This window comes from Persicitalea jodogahamensis (assembly GCF_014651615.1).
GTDB lineage: Bacteria > Bacteroidota > Bacteroidia > Cytophagales > Spirosomataceae > Persicitalea > Persicitalea jodogahamensis.
On sequence record NZ_BMXF01000003.1, the window covers coordinates 311,772 to 334,328 of the forward strand.

15 protein-coding genes are annotated in these 22,557 nt (G+C 52.2%); 7 read left to right on the forward strand and 8 right to left on the reverse strand.

The annotated features are described in order from the left end of the window. Positions 1-114: 114 nt before the first annotated feature. The 5 genes from IE117_RS16765 to IE117_RS16785 form a co-directional block, all read right to left on the reverse strand. Positions 115-2,925 (reverse strand): bifunctional YncE family protein/alkaline phosphatase family protein, encoded by a 2,811-nt coding sequence (locus IE117_RS16765; RefSeq protein ID WP_189565632.1) that lies wholly within the window; start codon positions 2,923-2,925, stop codon positions 115-117. Between the two features lie 35 nt (positions 2,926-2,960). Next, positions 2,961-3,548, reverse strand: a complete 588-nt coding sequence (locus tag IE117_RS16770; protein ID WP_189565633.1) for an HD domain-containing protein — start codon at positions 3,546-3,548, stop codon at positions 2,961-2,963. A 9-nt stretch (positions 3,549-3,557) separates the two neighbouring features. Further along, a complete protein-coding gene (locus tag IE117_RS16775; protein WP_189565634.1) occupies positions 3,558-4,427 on the reverse strand; it encodes an alkaline phosphatase family protein in 870 nt (289 codons plus the stop codon). A 160-nt stretch (positions 4,428-4,587) separates the two neighbouring features. After that, the gene (locus tag IE117_RS16780) at positions 4,588-6,183 is read right to left on the reverse strand and encodes a SusD/RagB family nutrient-binding outer membrane lipoprotein (protein ID WP_189565635.1); all 1,596 of its coding nucleotides are present in this window, start codon (positions 6,181-6,183) and stop codon (positions 4,588-4,590) included. 101 nt (positions 6,184-6,284) lie between these two features. Further along, positions 6,285-9,518, reverse strand: a complete 3,234-nt coding sequence (locus IE117_RS16785; protein ID WP_189565636.1) for a SusC/RagA family TonB-linked outer membrane protein — start codon at positions 9,516-9,518, stop codon at positions 6,285-6,287. A gap of 266 nt (positions 9,519-9,784) precedes the next feature. Between IE117_RS16785 and IE117_RS16790 the strand changes: the two genes are divergently transcribed. Continuing rightward, complete coding sequence (locus IE117_RS16790; RefSeq protein WP_189565637.1) at positions 9,785-9,994, forward strand: hypothetical protein; 210 nt, start codon at positions 9,785-9,787, stop codon at positions 9,992-9,994. A 115-nt stretch (positions 9,995-10,109) separates the two neighbouring features. Continuing rightward, on the forward strand, positions 10,110-11,240 hold the full coding sequence (locus IE117_RS16795) for a 5-(carboxyamino)imidazole ribonucleotide synthase (protein ID WP_189565638.1): 1,131 nt from the start codon (positions 10,110-10,112) through the stop codon (positions 11,238-11,240). A 78-nt stretch (positions 11,241-11,318) separates the two neighbouring features. On the opposite strand, the gene IE117_RS16800 is transcribed toward IE117_RS16795, so the two are convergent. Both IE117_RS16800 and IE117_RS16805 read right to left on the reverse strand, forming a co-directional pair. Next, on the reverse strand, positions 11,319-15,029 hold the full coding sequence (locus tag IE117_RS16800) for a sensor histidine kinase (RefSeq protein WP_189565639.1): 3,711 nt from the start codon (positions 15,027-15,029) through the stop codon (positions 11,319-11,321). 98 nt (positions 15,030-15,127) lie between these two features. Continuing rightward, positions 15,128-15,493, reverse strand: coding sequence for a HesB/IscA family protein (locus IE117_RS16805; RefSeq protein ID WP_189565640.1), 366 nt, complete (start codon positions 15,491-15,493; stop codon positions 15,128-15,130). Between the two features lie 89 nt (positions 15,494-15,582). Here IE117_RS16805 and IE117_RS16810 point away from each other — a divergent pair, with 89 nt between their 5' ends. After that, positions 15,583-16,101 (forward strand): DUF7935 family protein, encoded by a 519-nt coding sequence (locus IE117_RS16810; protein ID WP_189565641.1) that lies wholly within the window; start codon positions 15,583-15,585, stop codon positions 16,099-16,101. Positions 16,102-16,209: 108 nt separating this feature from the next. After that, positions 16,210-18,615, forward strand: a complete 2,406-nt coding sequence (locus tag IE117_RS16815) for an endonuclease MutS2 (protein WP_189565642.1) — start codon at positions 16,210-16,212, stop codon at positions 18,613-18,615. Between the two features lie 124 nt (positions 18,616-18,739). On the opposite strand, the gene IE117_RS16820 is transcribed toward IE117_RS16815, so the two are convergent. Then, positions 18,740-19,999, reverse strand: a complete 1,260-nt coding sequence (locus IE117_RS16820; protein ID WP_189565643.1) for an MFS transporter — start codon at positions 19,997-19,999, stop codon at positions 18,740-18,742. A 238-nt stretch (positions 20,000-20,237) separates the two neighbouring features. Here IE117_RS16820 and IE117_RS16825 point away from each other — a divergent pair, with 238 nt between their 5' ends. The 3 genes from IE117_RS16825 to IE117_RS16835 all read left to right on the forward strand — a co-directional run bounded on the left by IE117_RS16825 (position 20,238) and on the right by IE117_RS16835 (position 22,509). Next, positions 20,238-21,371, forward strand: a complete 1,134-nt coding sequence (locus IE117_RS16825) for a Gfo/Idh/MocA family protein (RefSeq protein ID WP_189565967.1) — start codon at positions 20,238-20,240, stop codon at positions 21,369-21,371. 114 nt (positions 21,372-21,485) lie between these two features. Then, a complete protein-coding gene (locus IE117_RS16830) occupies positions 21,486-21,704 on the forward strand; it encodes a putative signal transducing protein (protein WP_189565644.1) in 219 nt (72 codons plus the stop codon). Next, the gene (locus tag IE117_RS16835; protein ID WP_189565645.1) at positions 21,676-22,509 is read left to right on the forward strand and encodes a phosphatidate cytidylyltransferase; all 834 of its coding nucleotides are present in this window, start codon (positions 21,676-21,678) and stop codon (positions 22,507-22,509) included. Before IE117_RS16830 ends, IE117_RS16835 begins: the two co-directional genes overlap by 29 nt. Positions 22,510-22,557: the final 48 nt, after the last annotated feature.

Here is a 22,557-nt window from a genome sequence, read left to right on the forward strand (position 1 = left end):
TTTGTACAAATATAGTTCAATTTGTTACCAATATGGGAACGATCATAGATTTACTCAATTTCTTGTTGCTGAACTGAATAGCTTATATACCATGGAATGGGGTCTTTTCCACATTCAAAACTCCCTCGGCGAGATCTTCACCCGCTTCTTCTTCTTTACTTTATTAACCTTCTTCCCGCGTTTCTCCCGTAAATCTTCGTCATCTTCCGCCCGGCGTTTTTGCATGGTTTCGGTGCGGTCGAGTTCTTCAGATTCGGCGAAGGCTTTCCAGTCGAACTTCTCGTCGAAGGGGTCGAGGGCTTTTTGCGGATCGAAGATGCGCGGGTCGGCGGGCATGGCGTTGTAGGGCGTGAAGTCGGGTGTGTTCGTGAACATATCACTCATATCCGTGGCCGTGGCGTCGTATTGGTTAAGGTAAGGGGTACCCAGCACGTGCCAGAAAGTCTTGAAAATACTACCGAAACTGTAATGCTGGTGGCCGACGTAATTCTTCTTGACGTAGGGCGAAATCACCATCAGCAGGCTACGGTGCGCATCTACGTGGTCCACGCCGCCCTGCGGATCGTCCTCGGTCACGACAATCATCATATTTTTCCAGTAGGGCGTGTGCGAAAGAAACTCGATGGCCCGGCCCAGCGCCAGATCGTTGTCGGCCATGTAGCTTTCCACGAACGGGTAGCCCGCCGCCGGGCGCTCCCGGGTACCGTGGTCGTTGGGCAGCATCAGCGTCAGGAGCGATGGGAGGGTTTTGCCATCGCCCCCCCATTTTTCGTTGAATTCCTTCATGAAAACATCGGCCCGGAACTGGTCGGGAATGGCCATATTGTAGGTCGGGAATTTCTGCGACGATTTGTCGAACAGCGGCGCGGGCAGGGGGTAGTTTACGGTGTAGAGTTCACCGATGTACTTCATGGTACTATCGGAATAAGCCGCCGCCATTTCCACACCAAAGCCCCAGTTAAAGAAATCCTTTTTGTTGCGCTCCAAATGCTCCCATATCGAGCCGGCCTCGTTGTAGTCTTCAGGATAAATACTACCCGACGAGCCGTAGAAAGAAAGGTTGCCGGGCGCCTGTGAGGTATCGCGCATACTCCGCTGTCCGCCATAAGCCGCCGTGGTACCCGTCTCGACCCATTCGTTGGGGTATGTGTTTACCAGCCACCGGTGACCGTCAGCCGACACGTCGGAGTCGCAATAGTAGTTGTCGGACATGGCAAACTGCCGGGACAGGGCGTGGTGATTGGGCATCACGTCGCCACCCGTCACGGAACGTTTTTTATCCCGACTCGCGAAATCCCGGTTCAGGCCGTAGCGGGCGATGGTGGAATCGCCATTGGCACCCTCAAACTGCCCGAATACCTCGTCGTAGGTCCGGTTTTCCTTGGAGATAAAAACGATGTGCTTGATGGGAGATTCGGAGGCACCGGGGTAGGGCGGGATCGGGTTGTCGTCGCTGGCGGCTACCTGCGTAAAACGGTAGTTGTTGTCCAGTACTTTTTGGGTCAAAGCAGGGAGTTCGTCGTCTGCTGGAATGTCCATGACCGATACGGTGCCTTTCATCAGGCTTCCGATGTAGCTCCCTTCCGGCCCGAGCGTAAAGGTAGTTCCGCCGTTGGGGCCGCTGCCGTAGCCTTTGGCGTTGGTCACGATCAACTGCTTCCCATCAGGGCTTACTTTCAGTTTGGAAGGAAACCAGCCCGTAGGAATATGCCCCAGTACTTTGAGGGTAGGGACATCGACCACCGCCACGGCGTTCAGCCCGGCTTCAGCGACGTAGAGCCGCTTTTGGTCGGGCGAAACTGCCACGCCGAAGGGAATCAGCCCGCGTAACTTGCCCAGGCGCGGTTCAGGGTTGAGGTAGATGGTATTCACGACCGTATCCTGCTTCATGTCAATGACCGACACGCAATCGTTGTTGCCATTAGTCACGAAAACGTACTGATCCGTGGCGACCACGGAATTGGGACTACTGCCACCGACGGCAGGGAAGTCTTCCACCATTTGCCCCACCAGAATGCCGGTTTTGATCTTGGCCTGTACCACCGGTTTACCATTTTGTACCGCGTAGCTCCACACCGAAAAGGCCTCAGGAGCGTTCGGATCGCCCAGGGCGGGTACTCCTTCGTCAGGAATACCTTCCTTCATTTCTTTGGAATTGTACCTGGTTGCGGGCCATTTGTGGGCGGTTTCTTTCAGGTCGTCCATGTCCAGATCCGTGAATGGCTTGTATTCGAACACCCCCACGTTGGCCACATACACCCGCTGCCCGTCGGGCGACAGACATATTCCGAAAGGGTAGCGGCCCGTCGGGATGTTATGCCGGATTTTCCCGGATTGCGTGTCGATGACCACTAACCGGAAGCCAATCTGATCCACGGCGTAAAGCGTTTTTCCGTCATTGGACAAGACCATGTCGCCGATGTAGCCATGGTAGTAGTTGATGCCATTGGCTTTGGTAGCGCAGTTGATGGTAGTCTTCTGCTTCCCCGTTTCCAGATCAAACAGGAATATCTTGTTGGTTTGCCCACCCGAAACGTAGACCGATTTGTTGTCGGGCGTAATGGCCAGGCCCATAAAACAGGCTTCCAGAACGCCTTTGTCAGTGCTGGACTTGTCAGGTACCTGCTGCACGCTGGCGTTATTGGCCAAAACATTTTTAATGATGCTGATTGAAATCGGGGCAGTACCGGAATTAGCCGTAACGGCCACGCTGCCATCGGGACTTAACGCCAGACCGTAAGGATGCGGAGCGGTGCTAATCTGCCGGCCATAAGGGGTTATGTGGCGGCCATTGGGAATAGTACTTGTGCCGTTTTTATCAATCGTTAAGTACTCCGTTCCGGCGGGTGTTCCGGCGACCCATTTTTGGGCTTGGGTAGTAAAGGCAAGGAGACTTAGACAGAGGAGAGAGACGATTTTTTTCATGAGAGAGAGGATAACTTTTCAGAAATCTCGAAAAGTCAGGCGGAATGGGTTTTTAAATAATTCTCAATTAATCCTAAATAATGCGCTAAATCTGGCGTGGGGTAGTTTTGCAGCTTGGCGGCTTCGTCCCAGCGGCGCATGCGGATGATCAGGTCAAAGTACGGATTTTTTTCAAAGGCTTCGGCCTCGTCCAATTCCATCGGCCCGCCCTGAAAAGCGAGCGTCTGGACGCTGGCGGGGGAGAGGGCAGCGAAGTAAGCGGGATTCTTGAAAGTCAAGTACCGCTTGGCGTTGACATGGTTTTCGATCAAAACTCCCACTTTATCCGAAAATCCTCGCCGACGCAGCCAATCGGCGGCGACGCCCTCGTGGTCGCGGCGACCGTAGTCGTCCATGAGTTCGTCCGGATCGTCGGTCGGCAGCATGTGGCCGACGTCGTGCAGGAACGCGGCGATCTGGACCTCAGCATCGTAGCCGTCGCGTTTGGCAAGTTCGGCAGCCTGGGCGGCGTGCTCAAATTGCGATACGTCTTCGCCGTAGTAGGGTTCGGTTCCGAACTGCTCGAATAATTTACGGATCTCGGTCAGAGATCCTGCGGAAGTACCTAACAATTCATCGCTCATCCTTCATCATTAATTTAGAGCTTCTACGATCGCCTTTCCCGTCCAGCATTCGAACGGCTTTACATTCAAAAGCTTAGCTACCGTTACTGCGGTGTCAAAGGTATCGACGGGCGTGCTAAGTTCGTGATTTTTCCGGATGCCTTTGCCCGAAATAATCCAGGGGATATTCATTTCCGCCGCGCTATGACCACCGTGTCCTTTGCCCACACCGCCGTGGTCGGCGGTAATGATAACGGTCGTTTGATCCGCTTGCCCCGAAGCGCGGATGGCATCCAGGATTTTGCCAATCAGGCTGTCGGCTTTGCTGACCGATTGATAATAAGCGGGCGTACCGTGCCCGGCATCATGCCCGGCGTGGTCCACGTGGTCGAGATGGACGAAAGTGAAAAGTGGCGCGTTGGCAGCGATGTAGTTGGCGGCCTGGTCGGCGGTGTCGTCCTCGCCTTTTCCATCCACTTTGACCGTGCAAACGTCGTCTTCGAGGAGTCGGCCAAAATCATCCCAATCGTAAAAGCAGGCGATCCTGGCATTTTTGTTCTGCTCGCGCACGGCCCGGAAAATGGTTGGGAAAAGCTGGCCTTTCGCGCCGCCACAGTATGTCTTGTCAGCGATGTCGGCGCGTTTCCAATCGTTCGACCAGATCTCGTTGTGCGCGGGTGAAGTACCCGTAATCATCGCCGCCCAGTTGGGGCTGCTCGAGCTGGGGTACACGGCCTTGGCCGTCATGGAATAACTACCGTTTTCCATAAGCGAGTCCAGAACGGGCGTGGGCGCATTCTGGATACCGTCGGGGCTGAGTCCGTCGAGGCCGATGACGACGACGTGGGTTTGAGCGAAGGCGAGACAGGGGAGGAATACTAACAGGAGTAGGTAGCGCATACGAGGAGAGAGTTAAAGGGGATTTTTTATGCCGCCTCTTTTTGACTCAAAAAGGGCAGGAGATGGTAGTTTGCTGGGCTGAGGTTGATGAATAAAAAAAAGCGAGAGTAAACTACTCCCGCTTTTTAAAATCACCAAACCTATGATGGGAGAAATGTCTTTATTTCGAGATCCAGAGTGATTCGTTGATGCCGTCGTTGCCACCGAACTGGCGTTGAACAGCTTCTTTATAGTTGGTTTCGTTGGTTGTGCGCTCGGAGAACGGATACAGCCAGCGTACCGCAATGCGGCCCGAATTGCCTGTGCCAACACCCGTGAAGAACTTCGGAATACTCGTACGCCGGTAGTTGAAATAGGCTTCGATCCCCGAGTTCATGAAAAAGGCCAGGTACTTTTGCGTCAGGATTTTTTCCAGTCCGGCGGCGTTGTTGCCGTCATACTTCACCAGCGGCTGGGCGTAATAGGTATCGAAGGCATAGTCGATTGTATAGGTACCGAAGTCGGCGGCATCGCGGCCTCCGGTGCGCGAGTAGCGCATGGTGAGCGTACCGTCTTTCACCCCGTAGAATTCCTGCGAAGCTTTGATCCCTTTCTTATACCAGGTTTCGGCGTCGCCGCCGGCCCAGCCGCGATTGATACCCTCGGCCAGGTTGAAGCACAGCTCGGGATAGCCCAAAATGAACACTGCTTCACCTACGTAATTAGTGTAGTAGCGCGAGCGGCTTTGGAACGAGTAAGCACCCGGTGCGAAGCCCGCGCCATTGTCGCGGCCAGCCTTTTCGGCCATGTCGGTCAGGTCTTCGCCCGAACTCGCTCCTGCGAAGGCAGTGAAATCCGAGGGCTTCTTACCCGCTTTTAACTCTGCTCCGGCGGGTTCGGCAACTACCATCACGCGCGGATCCTGACGGGCTACGGCGAGGTCGATGTAGGTCTTGGCCATGTTCTGGCGCGTGGCGTCGAAGCCGAAGTTGTCGGGATTGGACGGGTACTTGTTAAATGTGTTGGAAATGAATTGCAGGTTATCGCCCATGCCTTCCAGTAATGGGAATTTCGCGGGATTGCCCACTACCTCGGCGAAGCGGCTTTTCACCTTCAGGTCGGCGTCGTCGGCTTTTTTGCTAAGCCGCATCAGGATGCGCAGTTTCAGGGCATTGGTGGCTTTCTGCCACTTGCGCAGGTCGCCGCCGAAGTAGAAATCCCCCTGCACGGAGGTTTCACCTTTGGCTACGAGCGTAGAAATGTCGGCATTGGCTTCATCCAGCCATTTCAGGATTTGCACATAAATTTGTTTCTGCGTGTCGTATTTTGGCGTTAGGTTGGTACTGCCTTCCAGGGCTTCCATCGCGGGCAAATCGCCCACTCGGGCCGACATCTGATCGTAGAAAAACGCCCGAAAGAATTTTCCCAAAGCCGAATAGCCGTTTACGTCGGCGGCTCCGGCCCGCCTGGCTTCTTCCTCCATCTTCACTACGTTTTTCAACGTAAAGTAGTGGTTCGGCATCTCGCCCCATTGGTACTCGTTGGTGCCGTAGTAATTGTAGTTAATCGCGTAAAACTGGTTCCAGCGCATCTCTGAGCTGAACGGACGGCCCGTATTGTTATAAAGATCGTACTCGATTCCCTGCAACACCAGTGAGGCGGGAGCCGTAATGGCGCGGTTCGGATCTTTTTCGAGTTCCTCGAATGATTTCTCGCAACTACTCAGCGTCAAGCCAAGGGCGAGGAATGCAAAGAATATTTTATTGAATATTTTCACGATTGAAATGATTTTAAAGTTTTTGATTTACCACTAGCATTTGGCTTTTCAATGGTACTTTGGCGCAGCCCACTTTGGAACTTTGTCTCTCTGCCACTTTCCTAAAAAGTCAAACTCAAATTCACCCCGTACCTTCTGGTGGAAGGCGTCTGCAAGCCCGATCCGCCGCCGGAAACGTACTGGTTGAGATCGATGTCCTTCTTCTCGGCAAAATAGAGCAGATTGCGTCCTACCAGCGAGACGGAGGCAGTTTTGATGAATTTGCTTCTTTCCAGCAAGCCCGCCGGAAGGGCGTAGCCAATAACTACCTCGCGCAGCATCCCGAACGAGCGGCTCATCAGGTTTCCTTCGTCAGAGTTGTAATAGCGGCTTACCCAGTCTTGTAAAAACTGCTTCGTGGTGTTGGGCGTAAAAGTCAGCTCGCTGAGGTTCGTGATTTTGCCGTCGGCGTCGAAGTTGAGAACCCCGTCGTTGACAATCTGAACGCCTTCGCCGACCCAGGTTTTATTACCCAGATAATCCTGGTAGCGCGCTTCTTCCATATCTCCTTGTACCAGCGCAATGTGGCGACCACCCCGGAAAGTCTGCCGCTGTACGTAGTTGGAAATCACGCCACCAATACGACCGTCGAACTGGAAGCTGAAAGTGAGATCTCGGTAGCTGAATTTGTTGTTGATGCCAAAGACAAACTTGGGGTTAATGTAGCCCAAAAACTGATTCACGGGCGAGTACACCGGACGACCCGAGGCATCGTTGATAATCTGTCCGTCGGGCGCATGAGCGAAGGCGCGGCCATAAAATTTATCCAGACGATCACCCACTTTGAAGAAGGTATTCAGGGCGTCTACGCCGGGGTAAATCTCCGTAAGTACCTCTTTGAAGGTCGAGTAGTTGGCGACCACATTCCAGTTCAGACCCGTAGCCGAGCGCAGCGGCTGACCCGTCAGGGCTACTTCCCAACCCGTCTTTTGGGTTTTGATTCCGTTCACCAGGGCCGAAGAATAGCCTGTGGTAGTTGAAACAGGTAGCGAGAAGATGCGTGGCCCTTCATTGGAAACGAAGTAGGTCGCATCCAGACCGATACGGTTTTCCAGAACGCGGAAGTCCAGACCAAACTCCGACTGCGAGGTCGAACTAGGTTGCAAATCAGGATTGCTCAGCGTGTTGGTGTAGTAGGCAGCGGGTGTATTGTTGTAGGCAAAAGGCGTGGAGTATACCGCCGCGTTCTGGTAGGTAGGGCCGTCGTAAGGTGAGTAGTACTGGTCACCGTAGCCGAGCGGATTGCCGTCGCCCAGGGCGGGGGTAGTGCCGATGGTCGAGCGGGTAAGGGCATCTTTCACATTGGCGTACGATCCGCGCAACTTGAAGAAGGAAATGATTTCGGGTAGTTTGAAATAATCCGAAAGTACCGTCGAAACCGCCACCGAGGGATAAAAGAAGGTGTTATTGCCCGTGGGGAGCGTCGAGAGCTTGTCCACCCGACCTGTGGTCGAAATCGTGAAAAGGTTGCGGTAGGTGAAATCCGCCGAGTAGTAGGCTGAGTTGACGCGCATCGCCGAGGCGTAGTTGGACGTAATGACCGGGCGGGCTGAGTTGCTGAAATTGTAAAGACCAGGTACGTTCAGGTAGTCCGTCGAGCCATATTGCGAATTATACTCAAAGCTGCGGATGTTACCGCCCGCCCATATTTTGGCGTTGAAATCTTTGAACAAATCTTTGTCAAACTTCACCAGCACATCGGTATTGTTTTCAAACAGGTTGCGACGATCTTCGCGGTAGTCGCCGCGCCGCTCGTCGCGGCCGTAGGCACCCGCTGAGTAAGGCATCTTCTCGTTACGGAAGAGGTTCCAGGTCGTCACCTGGGTGCGCAACATCACGTCGAGGAAGTCGGTGATTTTATAATTCACGGAAGCCTGCCCGATCACATCCGTTTTCTGGTGCCCTCGCAGCCACTCGTAGCTCATAAAGTACGGGTTGTTGTAGCGTTGGTACTCCGCATAAATCTGCTGAATGCCTTCCTTTCCCGGCTGCCAGTAGTTGCGCATATCGTCCACATCCCAGTCGGCCCCGCCCCAAAGCGTCATGTTATAAATGATCGAGTTGGGACCGTAGTTGATGTCGGGAATATTGGGGGTGTACTGGCGGTTGTACTGCAAACCCGATTGGAAGGTTAGTTTTTTGGAAAAATTATAATCCGCTGTAACGTTAAAGTTCGTAATGTTTAGCTTCGTGTTTGGTACAATACCTTTCTGAAAAATGTGCGAGGTCGAAAAGCGCAAATTGTACTTATCGCTAGTCGCACCGATCGAAACGTTATTGGTGGAAAGGACGCCGGGATTCAGGAAGCGACTCAAATTGTCTTTACCACGGGCAAGATAGGGCGTCGGGATGCGCTGACCCGTGGCGGGATCGATAGGGCTGTCGTACTGCGGGATCGGCTGACCTTCGAACTTAGGCCCCCAACCTGCGTCGTAGTCGCCGTCGTTGAGGCCGCCGCCTTTCCCGTCCACGAAAGCGTAGCGACCATGGTCGCCGGGGCCGTATTGGTCCTGTACTTTGGGAATCGCGTAGAATCCATTGTCGATCATCGTGGACGAATTCACGTCCACCGAAAAGCCGCGCTTGTCTTTCGTACCGCGTTTGGTCGTAATCAGGATCGCGCCGTTCTTGCCCCGGAAGCCGTAAAGTGCCGAAGCAGTTGCTCCTTTGAGCACGGAATAGGTTTCGATGTCATCGGGCGAGATGTTCCAGGTATCCGAATTCACGGGCACGCCATCGACCACGAAGAGTATATCGGAATTGCCGCGCAGCATTACGTTGGGGCGGCGAAGTAGTTCGGGCTGCGCACCAACCGTCAGGCCGGCCACTTTGCCCGCCAAGGCGTTAATGGCGTTGGGTTCGCGAGCCTTTACGGTTGAGGCGCCGTCAACGGTTTGGATGGCAACGCCTGTGCGGCGGATGTCTTTCTTGATTCCCAGTGCCGTTACAACTACTTCCTGCAACTGCCGAAGGTCGGTGGCAAGCTCGACGTTGATTGTCGAGCGATTTTGGAGAGGTACTTCTTTGGTACCAAAACCCACAAACGAAAATACCAGAGTGCTGGAATTAGTAGGTACATTCAGGCTGTAAGTACCATCAATTGAAGTGCTTGTGCCGACGGTAGTACCTTTGGCCACCACGCTCGCGCCGGGGATGGCTTCGCCCGTGGCTACGTCGGTGACTGTGCCCTTCACGATCGTTTGGGCGTAGCTTTGCAAACAAATCAGGCTGAGGAATAGCAAAATTAGCGGGAGTCGGATGAACCCGAGTGGAGGGCGAGATACACGTAGTTGCATACGTTGCGGTTGGTTTGGTTGGAGTGATTTTTACGAAGTGAAGGAACATTGGGAGGGCCCCAATCTTTCACGCCGCAAAAGTCGCCAAACCCGCTCGCAGGGACGGTTAAGAGAATATCAAGAGTTTTTTAAGTTTTATAGAAAAAAGGAATTTTAAGGTAACACCAGGGTAATAGCATCTTCACTTTGGGATAATACAGGACCAAGTACTCTTGTAATTCAGCGTATTACATTTTAACATTTCCATAATAGACAAAACATAGAATATGCCGAACGCATATAGCCATGAATTTTTTCAAGACATCCTGATCACGCTTCATGAAAATATCTGTGACCTGCAGGGCAAGAAAGTTTACGCCGAGCCTGAGGAACTCAACTACCTCGCCGGGCGGCTATTCAGCTACACCGAAATGCTGGAAATCATGAAGGACTCCGCCCGGCGCTTCGGTTATGACCCGGCGGAAATGGGGCTGTAAGGTTTCAAGTCTGCGCTTTTTCCCGCAACTTTGCGGGAGAAGCTATTTATGGAGAATGACACATTTCATCATTCATCCCTCACCACCGCGGGGGCGGACCCCTCATCATTCAAGAATGTTTTCCCAAAAAATCGGCATCCTTGGCGGCGGCCAACTCGGTCTGATGCTCCTGCAAGCCGCCATCGACTGGCACCTCGATATCCACATCCTCGACCCTGATCCCGAAGCCCCGTGCCGAAGCATTGCGCCGCATTTTCAGCAAGGTTCTTTACAGGATTACGACACGGTTTATAATTTCGGCAAAAACCTCGATGTCATTACCATCGAAATAGAAAAAGTCAACGTAGACGCGTTGGCGGCCCTTACGGAGGAGGGCAAAAAGATATATCCGCAGCCTTCGGTCATTCGGAAAATACAGGACAAGCGTATTCAGAAGCAGTTCTACAAGGAAAACGGGTTGCCCACGGCCGAATTCCGTCTGACCAAAACCCGGGCTGACGTGGCGAAACATGCCGATTTTCTTCCGGCTTTCCACAAATTGGGTAAAGATGGCTACGACGGGCGCGGCGTACAGCGTATAGAATCAGAGAATGATCTGGACAAAGCTTTCGACGCACCGGGACTTCTGGAAAAAGCGGTGGATTTTGAGAAAGAAATCGCCGTGATCGTGGCCCGGAACCCGGCGGGGGTCATCAAGACTTTTCCGGTTGTAGAGATGGTCTTTCACCCCGAGCATAACCTGGTCGATTATCTATTTGCCCCGGCGGAAATTTCCGAAGCCATTCGCTTCAAGGCCGAAGAGATCGCGACCCGCACGGCCGAAGCCTTTGGGATCGTGGGCGTGCTGGCGGTGGAAATGTTCGTGACCAAGACAGGTGAAATCCTGATCAATGAAGTGGCTCCGCGTCCGCACAACAGCGGCCACCATACCATTCAGGCCAATGCCACCTCACAATACGAGCAGCACTGGCGGGCGATCCTGGGGCTGCCGCTGGGTAGTACCGTTCAGTATGCCCCGGCAGCAATGGTCAATTTACTGGGCGAAGCAGGCCATACCGGCCCGGCTCGTTACGAGGGTATGGATACGCTGCTGGCCACGGAGCAGGTTTTTCCATTCCTGTACGGCAAAGCCGTGACAAAACCCCACCGCAAAATGGGCCACGTGACGATCATGGACGAAAACCTGGAAAGTTTGCGGGATAAGGTAGCCTTGGTAAAATCCAGCGTGAAAGTACTCAGCATGTAGGTTGCTGCTGTTTTTTAGCCAGGCAGTACGGGCACCGGTCTGGAAACGCAGGATTTTTAGGCTTGTTTACCGGAATTCTCAGATCGGCTCCGCCAAAGGCAGCGACAGGAAGAAAGTCGTTCCGGTGCCTTCCTCCGTTTCAAACCAGATGCTGCCTCCGGCATATTCGATAATTCGTTTGGCCATCGCCAGGCCAAGGCCCGTGCCGTCTTCCCGCGTAGTGAAGTTAGGCAGGAAAACCCGGCTCCTGATGTTTTGGGCAATCCCTGAACCATTGTCTTTTACCTCCACAATCACCGTATCATTGTGCGTGTAAAGTTTCAGAACGATTTCGGCGAGTCGCGATTCGGGGACAGATTGCTGGGCATTGATGATGAGGTTGTTGATGCTAGCCCCAAATTGTTTGCTATCGCCGCTTACGAAGAGCGGACCAGGGGCGAACTCCCGGCTGATCGCCAGACTCTTATCGTTGGAATGCAGTTCGTAAGCTTTATTGAGGACTCCTGTTACTTCAAAAACCTCGTTCTGGGGTGGGGGCATCTTGGCAATATCTGAAAACGACTGCGCTATATATCCGATGTTATCAATCTGCTCGATGATGGATTCCATTGCCAGATTGACCTTGGCCAGCGCCTCGGGATCGTCACGCCGAATGGTGCGCTGAAGCTGCTGTATCTTGAGCTTCATGGGCGTGAGAGGATTCTTGATCTCATGCGCTACCTGCCGGGCCATATCCCGCCAGGCCGACTGCTTTTCGGTGGAAGATAGGGTCTGCTTGCTCATGTCAAGATTCAGCAACATCTTATTGTATTTCTTGATGAGCGTGCCGATCTCGTCATTGGAATGCCAGGGCAGTGGCTCGTTGAGCTGATCGAGATTGGTGGTGCTTATTTTTTTTGTGAGCACGCGCAGCGGATCGATCAGCAAGTTGGCCGCCACGTAGGACACAAACAGGAACACCAGGAGCATAACCGTAAACACGATCAGTACCGAGGCTACGATGTCAATAATCTGGCGGTCGAGGCTGGGCTTGGCGTCGAAATAGGGAATACTGAGGATGCCCAGTAACTGTTGGTCGTAAGATTTCAGGCCCGTGTAAGCCGTGCTGTACTCTTTTCTGCCCAGGGATTCGTCGAGCAGAACCTGATATTCCTTCTGCTCGATAATCTGCTTGCGGGCAAGGGGATTGATGAGTTTGGAGATTAGTCCGCTTTGATAAACCAGTGGCTGAGACGACAGAATCAGGTGCCCCGTGGTGTCGTACAGGTTGATGTCAAGATCGGCATCACGCGCAATTTGCTGTATCTGCTGCCCAAAGTAAGCCTGACTCATCCGGCTTTGCTCGTAGTTGTCGAGCAAGCTGAGTACATTGGCTGAAAGGTTCCGGCTATTGTCTAGATGGGCATTTTTCTGGTTTTCTTTGTAGTTGTCACTGATTACGCGAAGAACGAAGAAAAGCACGATCAGCAAAGGCAAAATGAAGGCGGCATTGAGCAACACCTGAATCTTGGTGGAGAAGGTAAGAGGCAGATTCATGAACCCGTAACGTAGCGCATGGGCCAAAATAACCAGCGACACCACAACCACCAGAATGAGATAGAGGAACGAGAAATTAGCTAGCAAACCGCGTAATTCCCAGGCTTTGGAAGACACGACGATTACCCGGTCACGGGTCCCCATTTCTCCCACGTGACGGTAGTTGCTGAGGGTCAATCCATTTTGATAGAGTTCCGGATTTTTGAGATTGCTGGTAGGGAATTTCCGCTCGTAGTTAAAAGTACCATTGCTGTAAAGCTGCTGTCCTTTCTCATAAATAGCGTAGCTGTACTCGCGGGTTTCGTGAGTCTGAATAAAGCGATCGTCCAGAATCAACTCGGGATTACGGCTCAGCGGTGTTGATCGACGCTGCCGAAGATCCAGGACAATGTAGCCTGTCGGCTGCCCACTAACACCAAATCGGACGAAACTAATGTAGTGCATCCGATTCCCCGGTTTGAAAGCAGTCTTACTTACCGTGTCACTGGTAGAAAGCGGTGGCATATCGGAAGCCAGGAAAACGGTAGGGTTCGCTGTGGCAATGGCAGGCCTGGCGTACTTGTTACGGTAGTAGGCATAATCCTGGACTTTATCGACGCTATCCAAAGGCTTTCCGGCACTGTCAAACGGAATGACTTCAACATCATATTGGTTCAGATAATCGTCCAGGTAGTTTGTTTTGACACGCTGCCGGATGATTTCCCTGGCTAGTGGTACTTTTCCCGACAACAGAGTTATGAGTTCAGGGTCTTTAACGATGACATCCCCGGTTTTCCCCAGCAGAAATTCCGTGTACAGATCGTTGTCGCTTACGAGCCGGCGTCCAAATTCCTTTTTATTGAGCGTGTCCTTCCTGGCTTCTTGTTTTTCCACCACGAAAGTGGCCATTACGGCGCATACCATTGCCCCCAAAAAGTAATAGACCGTAGTGGGGTACCTGAATCCGTAGAATGAGCGGGTAAGACGAGAAAGGTACAGAATGAGGATATAGGCAAGGTGCGCAGGGAAAATCCACTCAAAATGGATTCCGAGAAACCACGACATGAGCGCGGCAAGCAATGCGCTTGACAGGATGACTGCCAGCCCGGTAATTCGGTTAGGGGTGAGCCGTATGAACAGGCTCACCACCAGATGCACCACCATGAAATAGATGGCTGACAAAATGACGAACACCGCAAGAGAGGAAATTTTTAATGCGCTGAAATGGATGCTCAGGGTAATGTCGAGCGTGAAAAGTGACTTTTCATAAATGTTGACTAATTCCAGGTAGTATAAATAATAGGCGACGTAGCCGACCATCAGAATCAACAGGGAGAACAGGGTCTGGAAAGCACCACCGCTGCGAGCGAGCAGCCGGTAGGTGATCGTCCGGAAGTAAATTCCATTGACGTACATCAGCACAAACAGCACACACACGCAGTTGAGCAGCAGGTCACCCAGCGAGGGAGCCAAAGGCGATCCCTGGTAATTCTGGGGGTTGAATATTGTACTCTCATGAAAGGCCAGGGGAATGGAAAAGCGCAGCATCAGCCAGCGTACCAGCAGCATAAATGCCAGTAACAGAGCCAGCCCAAGTCCGTAGCGGTGTCGATTTTTGAAAAACCGCACAGAAAGTACCACATGCACGCCAAGAAGAAGCATGGCCAGCGAAACCAACCATAAGCTTTGTTGGGGCACCGAGCGGCTTTGATAGATCGCTGCATCGGGACTAACGATATAAAATAGGGCGTTACCGTTGGGGCCGACAACCGGCTCACCGCCCGTTTGTAAGCTGAGCGATTGTGGCGCAACATGGAAAATGTCGGTGTTGTAAGCCAAGCCAGGGATGCTTTTGTCATCCCCGAAAGTCGAATGAAGCGGTATCAGCGCAAACAACCTGTAGCGTGAGCCACCCGTCTCCTTGTATTTGGTTAAAAGTAAAAACTGCCCCTGCGGGGTTGTGACGGCGCTTGTTTCGTTGGGGGGCGCAGCCAGCATTCGCTGGTCAAAGACGTAGCGGTAATCCGACCACATCAACAACGTGGAATCTTTATACAGGAAGTAGGGAAGATGACTTTCCAGCAGAAGGTCTGTAAATGGCTTATCGCCCGAAGGAGGCAACAGGCCAAGGACCTGGTCCATTATTCCTTGCGCCTCAACTAGCCTATCCGCTACACGATGCTGCACCGCATCGAGGTAGGTCTCGCGGTTTGCTCCACCCTTTTCTGCGAAATACAGCCCACCCGCTGCCATTAAGGCCAAAATTGCTGCCAAGAGAAAAATATATTTTTTAAGGAATTCGGACACCGTAGTGGGGCTATTGACAACTGACCATGGACCTAAAACCGTGCCAAAAAAAAGGTAACCTAACTCTACTCAGCTGTCGGGTTCTCACTTTCTGCCGTAATGGTGAAGCCAGCGCCCTGAGTACCATCCTCGTAGTCCACCGTAACACCGAGGACATACATCAGGTGCCGGCGGTCAATCAGTACCTTTATACCTTCCACTTCGTAAAGCTGGTCATCCGGGGTAGGTACATCGAAACCCAGCAGAAAGGTGGCACTGCAGGCTCCGCCGCGCAGCCCTACACGTATGCCGTATTCGTCAGGAATTTTATTGGCTTGAAACGTTTCCCTTATTTCAAACTGAGCCCGTTCGGAAATGTGAACCGGGGCAGCCACGATGTTGTTTACCACTGGCGTTTTCGACACTGTATTTCTGGATTCCTTCGTTTCCATTTTTAAGTTTTATTGTTCAATCGGCATCATACCCGGGGTGTAAAGTCTAATTTTGCGCCTTATATCGTACTTGTAATCAAACAAAAACCATGGCATTGTATTCACTCCTTGGCATTGTGGCCGTCGCACTGGTCGTAATGTTCGGACTTTACCTGATTCTGACCACACTGGCCGAAAAGATTTTTGAAAAACAAAGATGGGACATAAAGTCCAAAAATGCCGAGATCGTTCTGCCCCTCCGCTTGCAGGCATACGAGCGCATCTGTCTGTTTCTGGAACGTATCACACCCAATCAATTGCTGCTTCGCACCGCAGGATCGGCCAGCAACGCGCTGGAATTCCAGCAAATTCTGCTGCGGGAAATCCGGGAAGAGTTCAACCATAACCTGGCCCAGCAAGTATATATGAGCAACGACGCCTGGGAGCAGGTCAAGAAAGCGGTCAACGAAGTACAGTCGCTCATCAATCAGGCCGCATTGGATGTGGAGGCGGAAGCTCCCGCCAACGAACTCGGTAAGCGCATCTTTGAGCGTGTCATCCAGCAGGAAACCCAGCCTTGCACAGTAGCGTTGAAGATCGTGAAAGAGGAAGTGCAGCGAGTATTTTAATTTTGAATTAGTGAACTGGGGATTGTCGGAATGAAATTATTTCAAACCCTCCGGCAGTCCTATTCCAAATTCACTAATTCCGACATTCACTAATTTCACATTGATATCTTGCTTTATCCAATAAATTTAGAACAAAAACTCGGCTTTGACCGGCTGCGTGAATGGCTGAAAGAGGCTTGCATCAGTCCATTGGGTCGTGCATTCGTAGATAAAATTCGCTTCTCGGATAATTTCGGCCTGGTTGAAAAACTGGTGGGACAGACCGCCGAAATGAAGCGCATCATGCAGTCGGGCGGCGATTTTCCGTCGCAAAACTACCTCGATGTCACACCTTATCTGCGCCGCGCGGCCATCGAAGGTACTATGCTGGTAGAGGAGGAATTTTTTAACCTCAAATCTTCCCTGAATACCATCAGTGGCTGTCTTCGGTTTTTTGCCAATCAGCCTCCCGAAACCTACCCTTTGCTGGGTGAGTACGCTGCCACCGTTCGTGTGGAGCGCAGCGTGACGGACGCCATCGACCGCATCATTGACGAACGCGGCCTGATCCGCGATAACGCTTCGCCCGAATTGGCGCAGATTCGGCGACGGCTTATTTCGGAGCAAATCGCCGTCCGCAAAAAACTGGACGGAATGCTGCGAACGGCCAAAAGTAGTGGCTGGGTGGGGGACGACGTGTCGCTGACGGTTCGCAACGGACGGCTGGTGATTCCGATTGCCGCCGAGCATAAACGTAAATTCAAAGGCTTTATCCACGATGAATCCTCTACCGGTCAAACGGTATTCATAGAACCGACGGACGTACTGGAAGCCAACAACGCCATCCGCGAGCTGGAATACGAGGAGCGCCGCGAAATCAATCGTATCCTCATCCGCCTGACCGATCATCTGCGACCTTTCTTGCCGGAACTGCACAAGGCCTACCAGTTTTTGGGTTTAATGGATTTTCTGAGGGCCAAGGCAAAACTGGCTTCGCAGATGAACGCCATCGCCCCTAAGTTTGAAAATAAAACAATGGTGGACTGGCGGGCAGCGCGACACCCATTGCTGCACCTCGCTTTCCAGAAACAAGGCAAAAGTGTGGTTCCGCTAGGCCTGGAACTGAACCCGAAGCAGCGCATTCTCATTATTTCGGGACCGAACGCGGGCGGTAAATCTGTTTCGCTGAAAACCGTCGGGCTGATTCAGTACATGTACCAGTGCGGGTTGCTGGTGCCCATGCGGGAGGACTCGACGATGGGGTTTTTTCAAAATATTTTCATTGACATCGGTGACGAGCAGTCGCTGGAAAATGACCTAAGTACCTACAGTTCGCATCTCACCAATATGCGGCACTTCCTGGCCATGGCCAATAAACGCACCCTTTTCCTGATCGACGAGTTTGGCACAGGAACCGAGCCGGGACTGGGCGGGGCCATCGCCGAGGCTATTCTGGAAAATCTGACGCGGTCGGGCGCCTATGGTGTCATCAATACGCACTACACCAACCTGAAAGTACTGGCCGACAAGACCGAAGGACTAATCAACGGGGCTATGCGCTTCGATGGTGAGCATCTGGAGCCTATGTATCAGCTGGAAATCGGCAAGCCGGGTAGTTCGTTCGCTTTCGAGATTGCGTCAAAAATCGGACTTCCCAGGGAGGTAGTTGAACAAGCCAAGCAAAAGCTGGGAACGCAGCAGGTGAATTTTGAAAAACTCCTGAAAGAACTGGATATCGAGCGTCGGGTGTTCTCCGAGAAAAACATGGAGTTGGGCATCAAAGAGCGCAAGCTCGCCCAGCAACTCGCGGAGTACACAGCTCAGAAAACTACGCTGGAAAACAACGAAAAACGTATCCTGAACGAAGCCAAGCAGAAAGCAAAACTACTGCTTAGCGACACCAACCAGCGCATTGAAAATACTATTCGCGAAATAAAAGAAAGCAAAGCGGAGCGCGAAACTACCAAGCAGGCCCGGGTCGAGTTGGAAAGGTTCACCAAAAAAGAACTCAAACCTGAACCCGTGGCCGACCTACCTTCAAAGGTGAAAATCGAGCCGGAAAGCGGGGCGATTGAGGTAGGTAGTTTTGTCAGGATCAAGGGCCAGACTGCCCTTGCGGAAGTAATGGCACTGAAAGGCAAAGATGCCGAGGTACGCATTGGCGAACTGAAATCCAACATCAAGCTCAATCGCCTGGAAAAGGTATCCAACAAGACCTACCGGGAAGTCACGGGGGAAACCAAGACGCGCCCCTCCATGACGGGGGTAGATATGAACGAGCGACAGCAGAATTTTAGCTTCAATCTGGACATTCGTGGGAAACGCGGCGAGGAAGCCATGGGGGTCGTAGACCAATTCTTTGACAATGCCGTGATGCTGGGCTACGACGAAATCCGCATAGTCCACGGCAAGGGCGACGGCATCCTCCGTACCCTGGTCAGAAACCATCTGCGGGGCTACAAGCAGGTGGCCACCATGCAGGACGAGCACGCCGACCGTGGTGGCGCGGGTGTGACGGTCGTGAAGATGAGGTAGCTGAAGCTTTCGGCTACCGGCAGTAGGATGCTTTTGACCAGAAACAAAACTTCCCGAAAGCTTTGGAGCTTTCGGGAAGTTGAAATAAAAAGAAAAGCCGAGTGCTGATAGCCGACCGCCCAAATTACAACTGCGGCTGCTGCATTACTTCCGACTCTGGAAGGTTGTGCAACCCTTTTGCTTTCCGTGCCTTTACCCAGAAGAACAGGACAGTAAAGGCTACGACCAGAATAATCGGAAAAGTAGTCATATTCAATAGCGTGGCTTGGCCTGCCGCTAATTCCAGCGCATCGCCGGAGAGACCTTCGGCCCTGAAAGCAGCCGTATGGTCGTCGATCCAGCTACCGATAATCGGCTGGAAAATGGCCGTAGAGAACATGCCCATGCCACCGACCAGCGAAAGTCCCAATGCACCGCTCAGGGGTACTTTTTCGGCTACAAAACCCAGCATAGTCGGCCAGAAATAGCATACTCCCAGTGCAAAGCAAATGGCAGCAAGGTACGCCATCGGGCCAGTCACGCTGCTGAACAGGTAAATGCCGATCGTGGCGAAAACGGCCGATCCAAGCAGCACGCCGGTTTGGCCGAACTTGCCAATGACATCTCCGGCGAAAAAGCGACCCACGGCCATCAAACCAGTTACCAGGGCTAGAATCAACAGAGGTTCTGCTCCGCTCTTGCTAAGAATAATGGCGGTCCACTGCTGCGGGCCAAATTCAGAAATGGCCGTAAGCGCCATAAATACAAAAATGAAAAGGAATAGCGGATTGAGCATTCCCTTGAAGTTGGCAGAGAGCGAGGTGGCTCCTTCCACCACTGCTTTGGGGAAAGTCTGACCCCAGAAGAGAAAAGCGTAAATCAGGGTCGGGATCATGATGATCCAGATTTGAGCCTGCCAGCCCATCTCCATTTTGGTCATCGCCAGGGAGATCAAACTACCCAGCACGATACCGCCGGGGAACCACATGTGGAAGCGACTGAGCATCTTATTCATTTTCGCTCCTGCATAGGAGTCGGCAATCATGGGGTTACAGGCCGCTTCGGTGCAGCCGTTGCCAATGCCAATGAAAAGAGTGGAAAGCAACAGACCATTATAGCCGCCAGAATAGATGGTCAGGATAATCCCGAGTGTGTGCATGACAAAGGCGACCATCATGATAATGCGCGGGCCAACCGTATGATATACCAATCCGCCGATAATCATAGCAATGGGGAAGCCATAAAACCACATGGAATTAATGAAGCCCAACTGCTCGGCATTCAGTCCGAATTCTTCGCCAAGCTGCGGCAGAATACCCGCCCGAATGGCGAAAGAGAAAGCCGTGGTGATGAGCGCAAAGCAACTGCCCAGGAATAGGCGATTCGCATTGACATTTTGATTCATAGTTAAACGGATTTAGTTGAAAAGGATAGTTTAGATGGTTTCGGGTAAGTGGGTTTCGCGCAATTTTTTCGTAAAAAAACGGAAACGCCCCCATTTCTACTAATATTTGGGAAGGCTAGGGCCAATTTTTTTATCTTGCTACCTTTGTAAGTAGTAAGAGTGGCCCAGGCTACTCTTTTCCCCCATTATTCTTTTTACTAAAACCCACAATCAACAAGCAATGCCTAGAAAAATCCGCATGGGAATGGTAGGTGGCAGCCTCGACGCCTTCATCGGGGCGGTGCACCGCCGTGCCGCGATCATGGATGGCGAAATCGAGCTCGTCTGCGGGGCTTTCAGTTCCAGCCCCGAGAAATCCAAAGCTACCGGCGCCGCCCTATATCTGCCCGAAGACCGCGTGTACGGTAACTTTGAGGAAATGATTCAAAAAGAGAAAGAACTGCCGGAAGGGGAGCGTATGGATTTTGTTTCGATCGTGACGCCCAACCATGTGCATTTCGCTCCTGCCAAGCTGGCTCTGGAAAATGGCTTCCACGTGGTATGCGATAAGCCCGTTACGCATCAGACTGACGATGCTGAAAAACTGGTAAAAATTGTAGAGGACAGCGGACTGGTTTTCTGCCTGACCCATAACTACACGGGGTACCCGATGGTCAAGGAAGCCAAAGCGCTTATCGAGGCTGGCGTATTGGGCGAAATCCGCAAAGTCATTGTGGAGTACCCCCAGGGCTGGCTTTCTACGCTGGTTGAGGCGACTGGCCAAAAACAAGCCTCCTGGCGCACCGACCCCGAACGTTCCGGAGCAGCGGGCGGTCTGGGCGACATAGGCACTCACGCCGAGAATCTGGCCGAGTACATTACAGGTCTGAAAATAACCCAGGTCTGCGCCGACCTGACGATCTTCGTCGAAGGCCGCAAGCTCGATGACGACGCCAACGTACTGCTGCGGTTTGACAACGGGGCGAAAGGCATCCTGCAGAACAGCCAAATCTGCAATGGCGAAGAAAATGACCTGAATATCCGGGTTTATGGCGAACTTGGCGGCCTGGAATGGAATCAGATGGAACCCAATACGCTTTTTCACAAAGTACAGGGCAGTCCCACGCGCATTTTACGGACGGGCGTAGGCGAGCTATCGGAGGCAGCGCAGGTCAACACACGATTCCCGGCGGGACATCCCGAAGGCTATCTGGAAGCTTTCGCCAACCTCTATCGGAATTTTGCGATGGCCGTTCGCGCCCATTGGGAAGGAAAAGAGCAAGACCCACTTTATGATTTCCCTGATGTACACGACGGGCTGCGCGGCATGAAATTCATAGATACTGTCCTGGCTTCGGACAAGTCGGGGGAAAAATGGACCGATTTTGTTTAGCAGTTTAGGTATTCAATCATTTGGTTGGCTACTATTCAAGGTTTCAAAGGCCAGCATGCAACCGCCTGAACTATAAACAACCAAGTATGTCAACAACTAACTAAATCAACACCAATGGACAACTGGATAAACGTAATGACTACCAACAATTCTGCGCGGGCAGAGATTGCCCGGGGGATTTTGGAACAGAATGGCATCAACGCCGTTTTGATGGACAAGATTGATAACTACTCCAATCACTTCGGGTATGTCGAAGTGAGGGTACCGACCGAGAATGCCGAAGCAGCCAAAACCCTCCTAGCCAATGAGATCACGCCTGAACAGCCTCAATAATCTTGAACAGCGGATTGTTGCGGGGATATTCGGGGTAGTGGTCATCGTGAGTTCGATCCTTTACAGCGACCTGACGTTTGTGCTGATGATCGGCTTGCTGAGTATGCTCACGCAGTTGGAATTTTACAAATTGCTGGGGTTGGATGGTAATCTGCCGCTCACTTATTACGGCACTATTTGCGGTGTATCCCTGGTGGTACTGACCTATGTAGTGGAAAAAGGGCTTATCGGCTTTGAGAACTACTTCCTGATAAGCCCTTTCCTGGCAATGATTTTTTTTATAAAACTATATAAGAAGAATGATCTGAAACCCTTTACAAATATTGGATTCACGTTTTTAGGGCTCATTTACGTCGCCCTTCCGTTTTCGCTTATCATCGTGATGGCGATGCGGGGACAAAACTACAATCCTGAGATTATTCTCGGCAGCCTGCTGCTGCTGTGGGCGACCGATATCGGGGCTTATTTTGCCGGAACAAAGTTCGGACGCCGCAAGTTGTTCGAGCGGGTATCGCCCAAGAAATCCTGGGAAGGCGCGGTCGGCGGCGCCTTTTCTGCCGCATTTATTGCATTCCTGCTGGGGTTGTACTTCCAGACCTACCAACCCTGGCAGTGGTTTTGCATTGGTGCCATTATCGTCGTAACGGGTACCTACGGTGACCTGGTGGAATCGCTTTTCAAGCGGAGCATCGCCATTAAAGACTCGGGGAGCAGTATTCCCGGCCACGGTGGTTTTCTCGATCGCTTTGATGGATTGCTGCTTTCCGCGCCTTTTATTGTTACCTTTTTAAAGCTTTTTTCCTAGAGGGGGCAACCTTTTAACCCCCAGAGGGAACAATGAGGGTGGATGCAT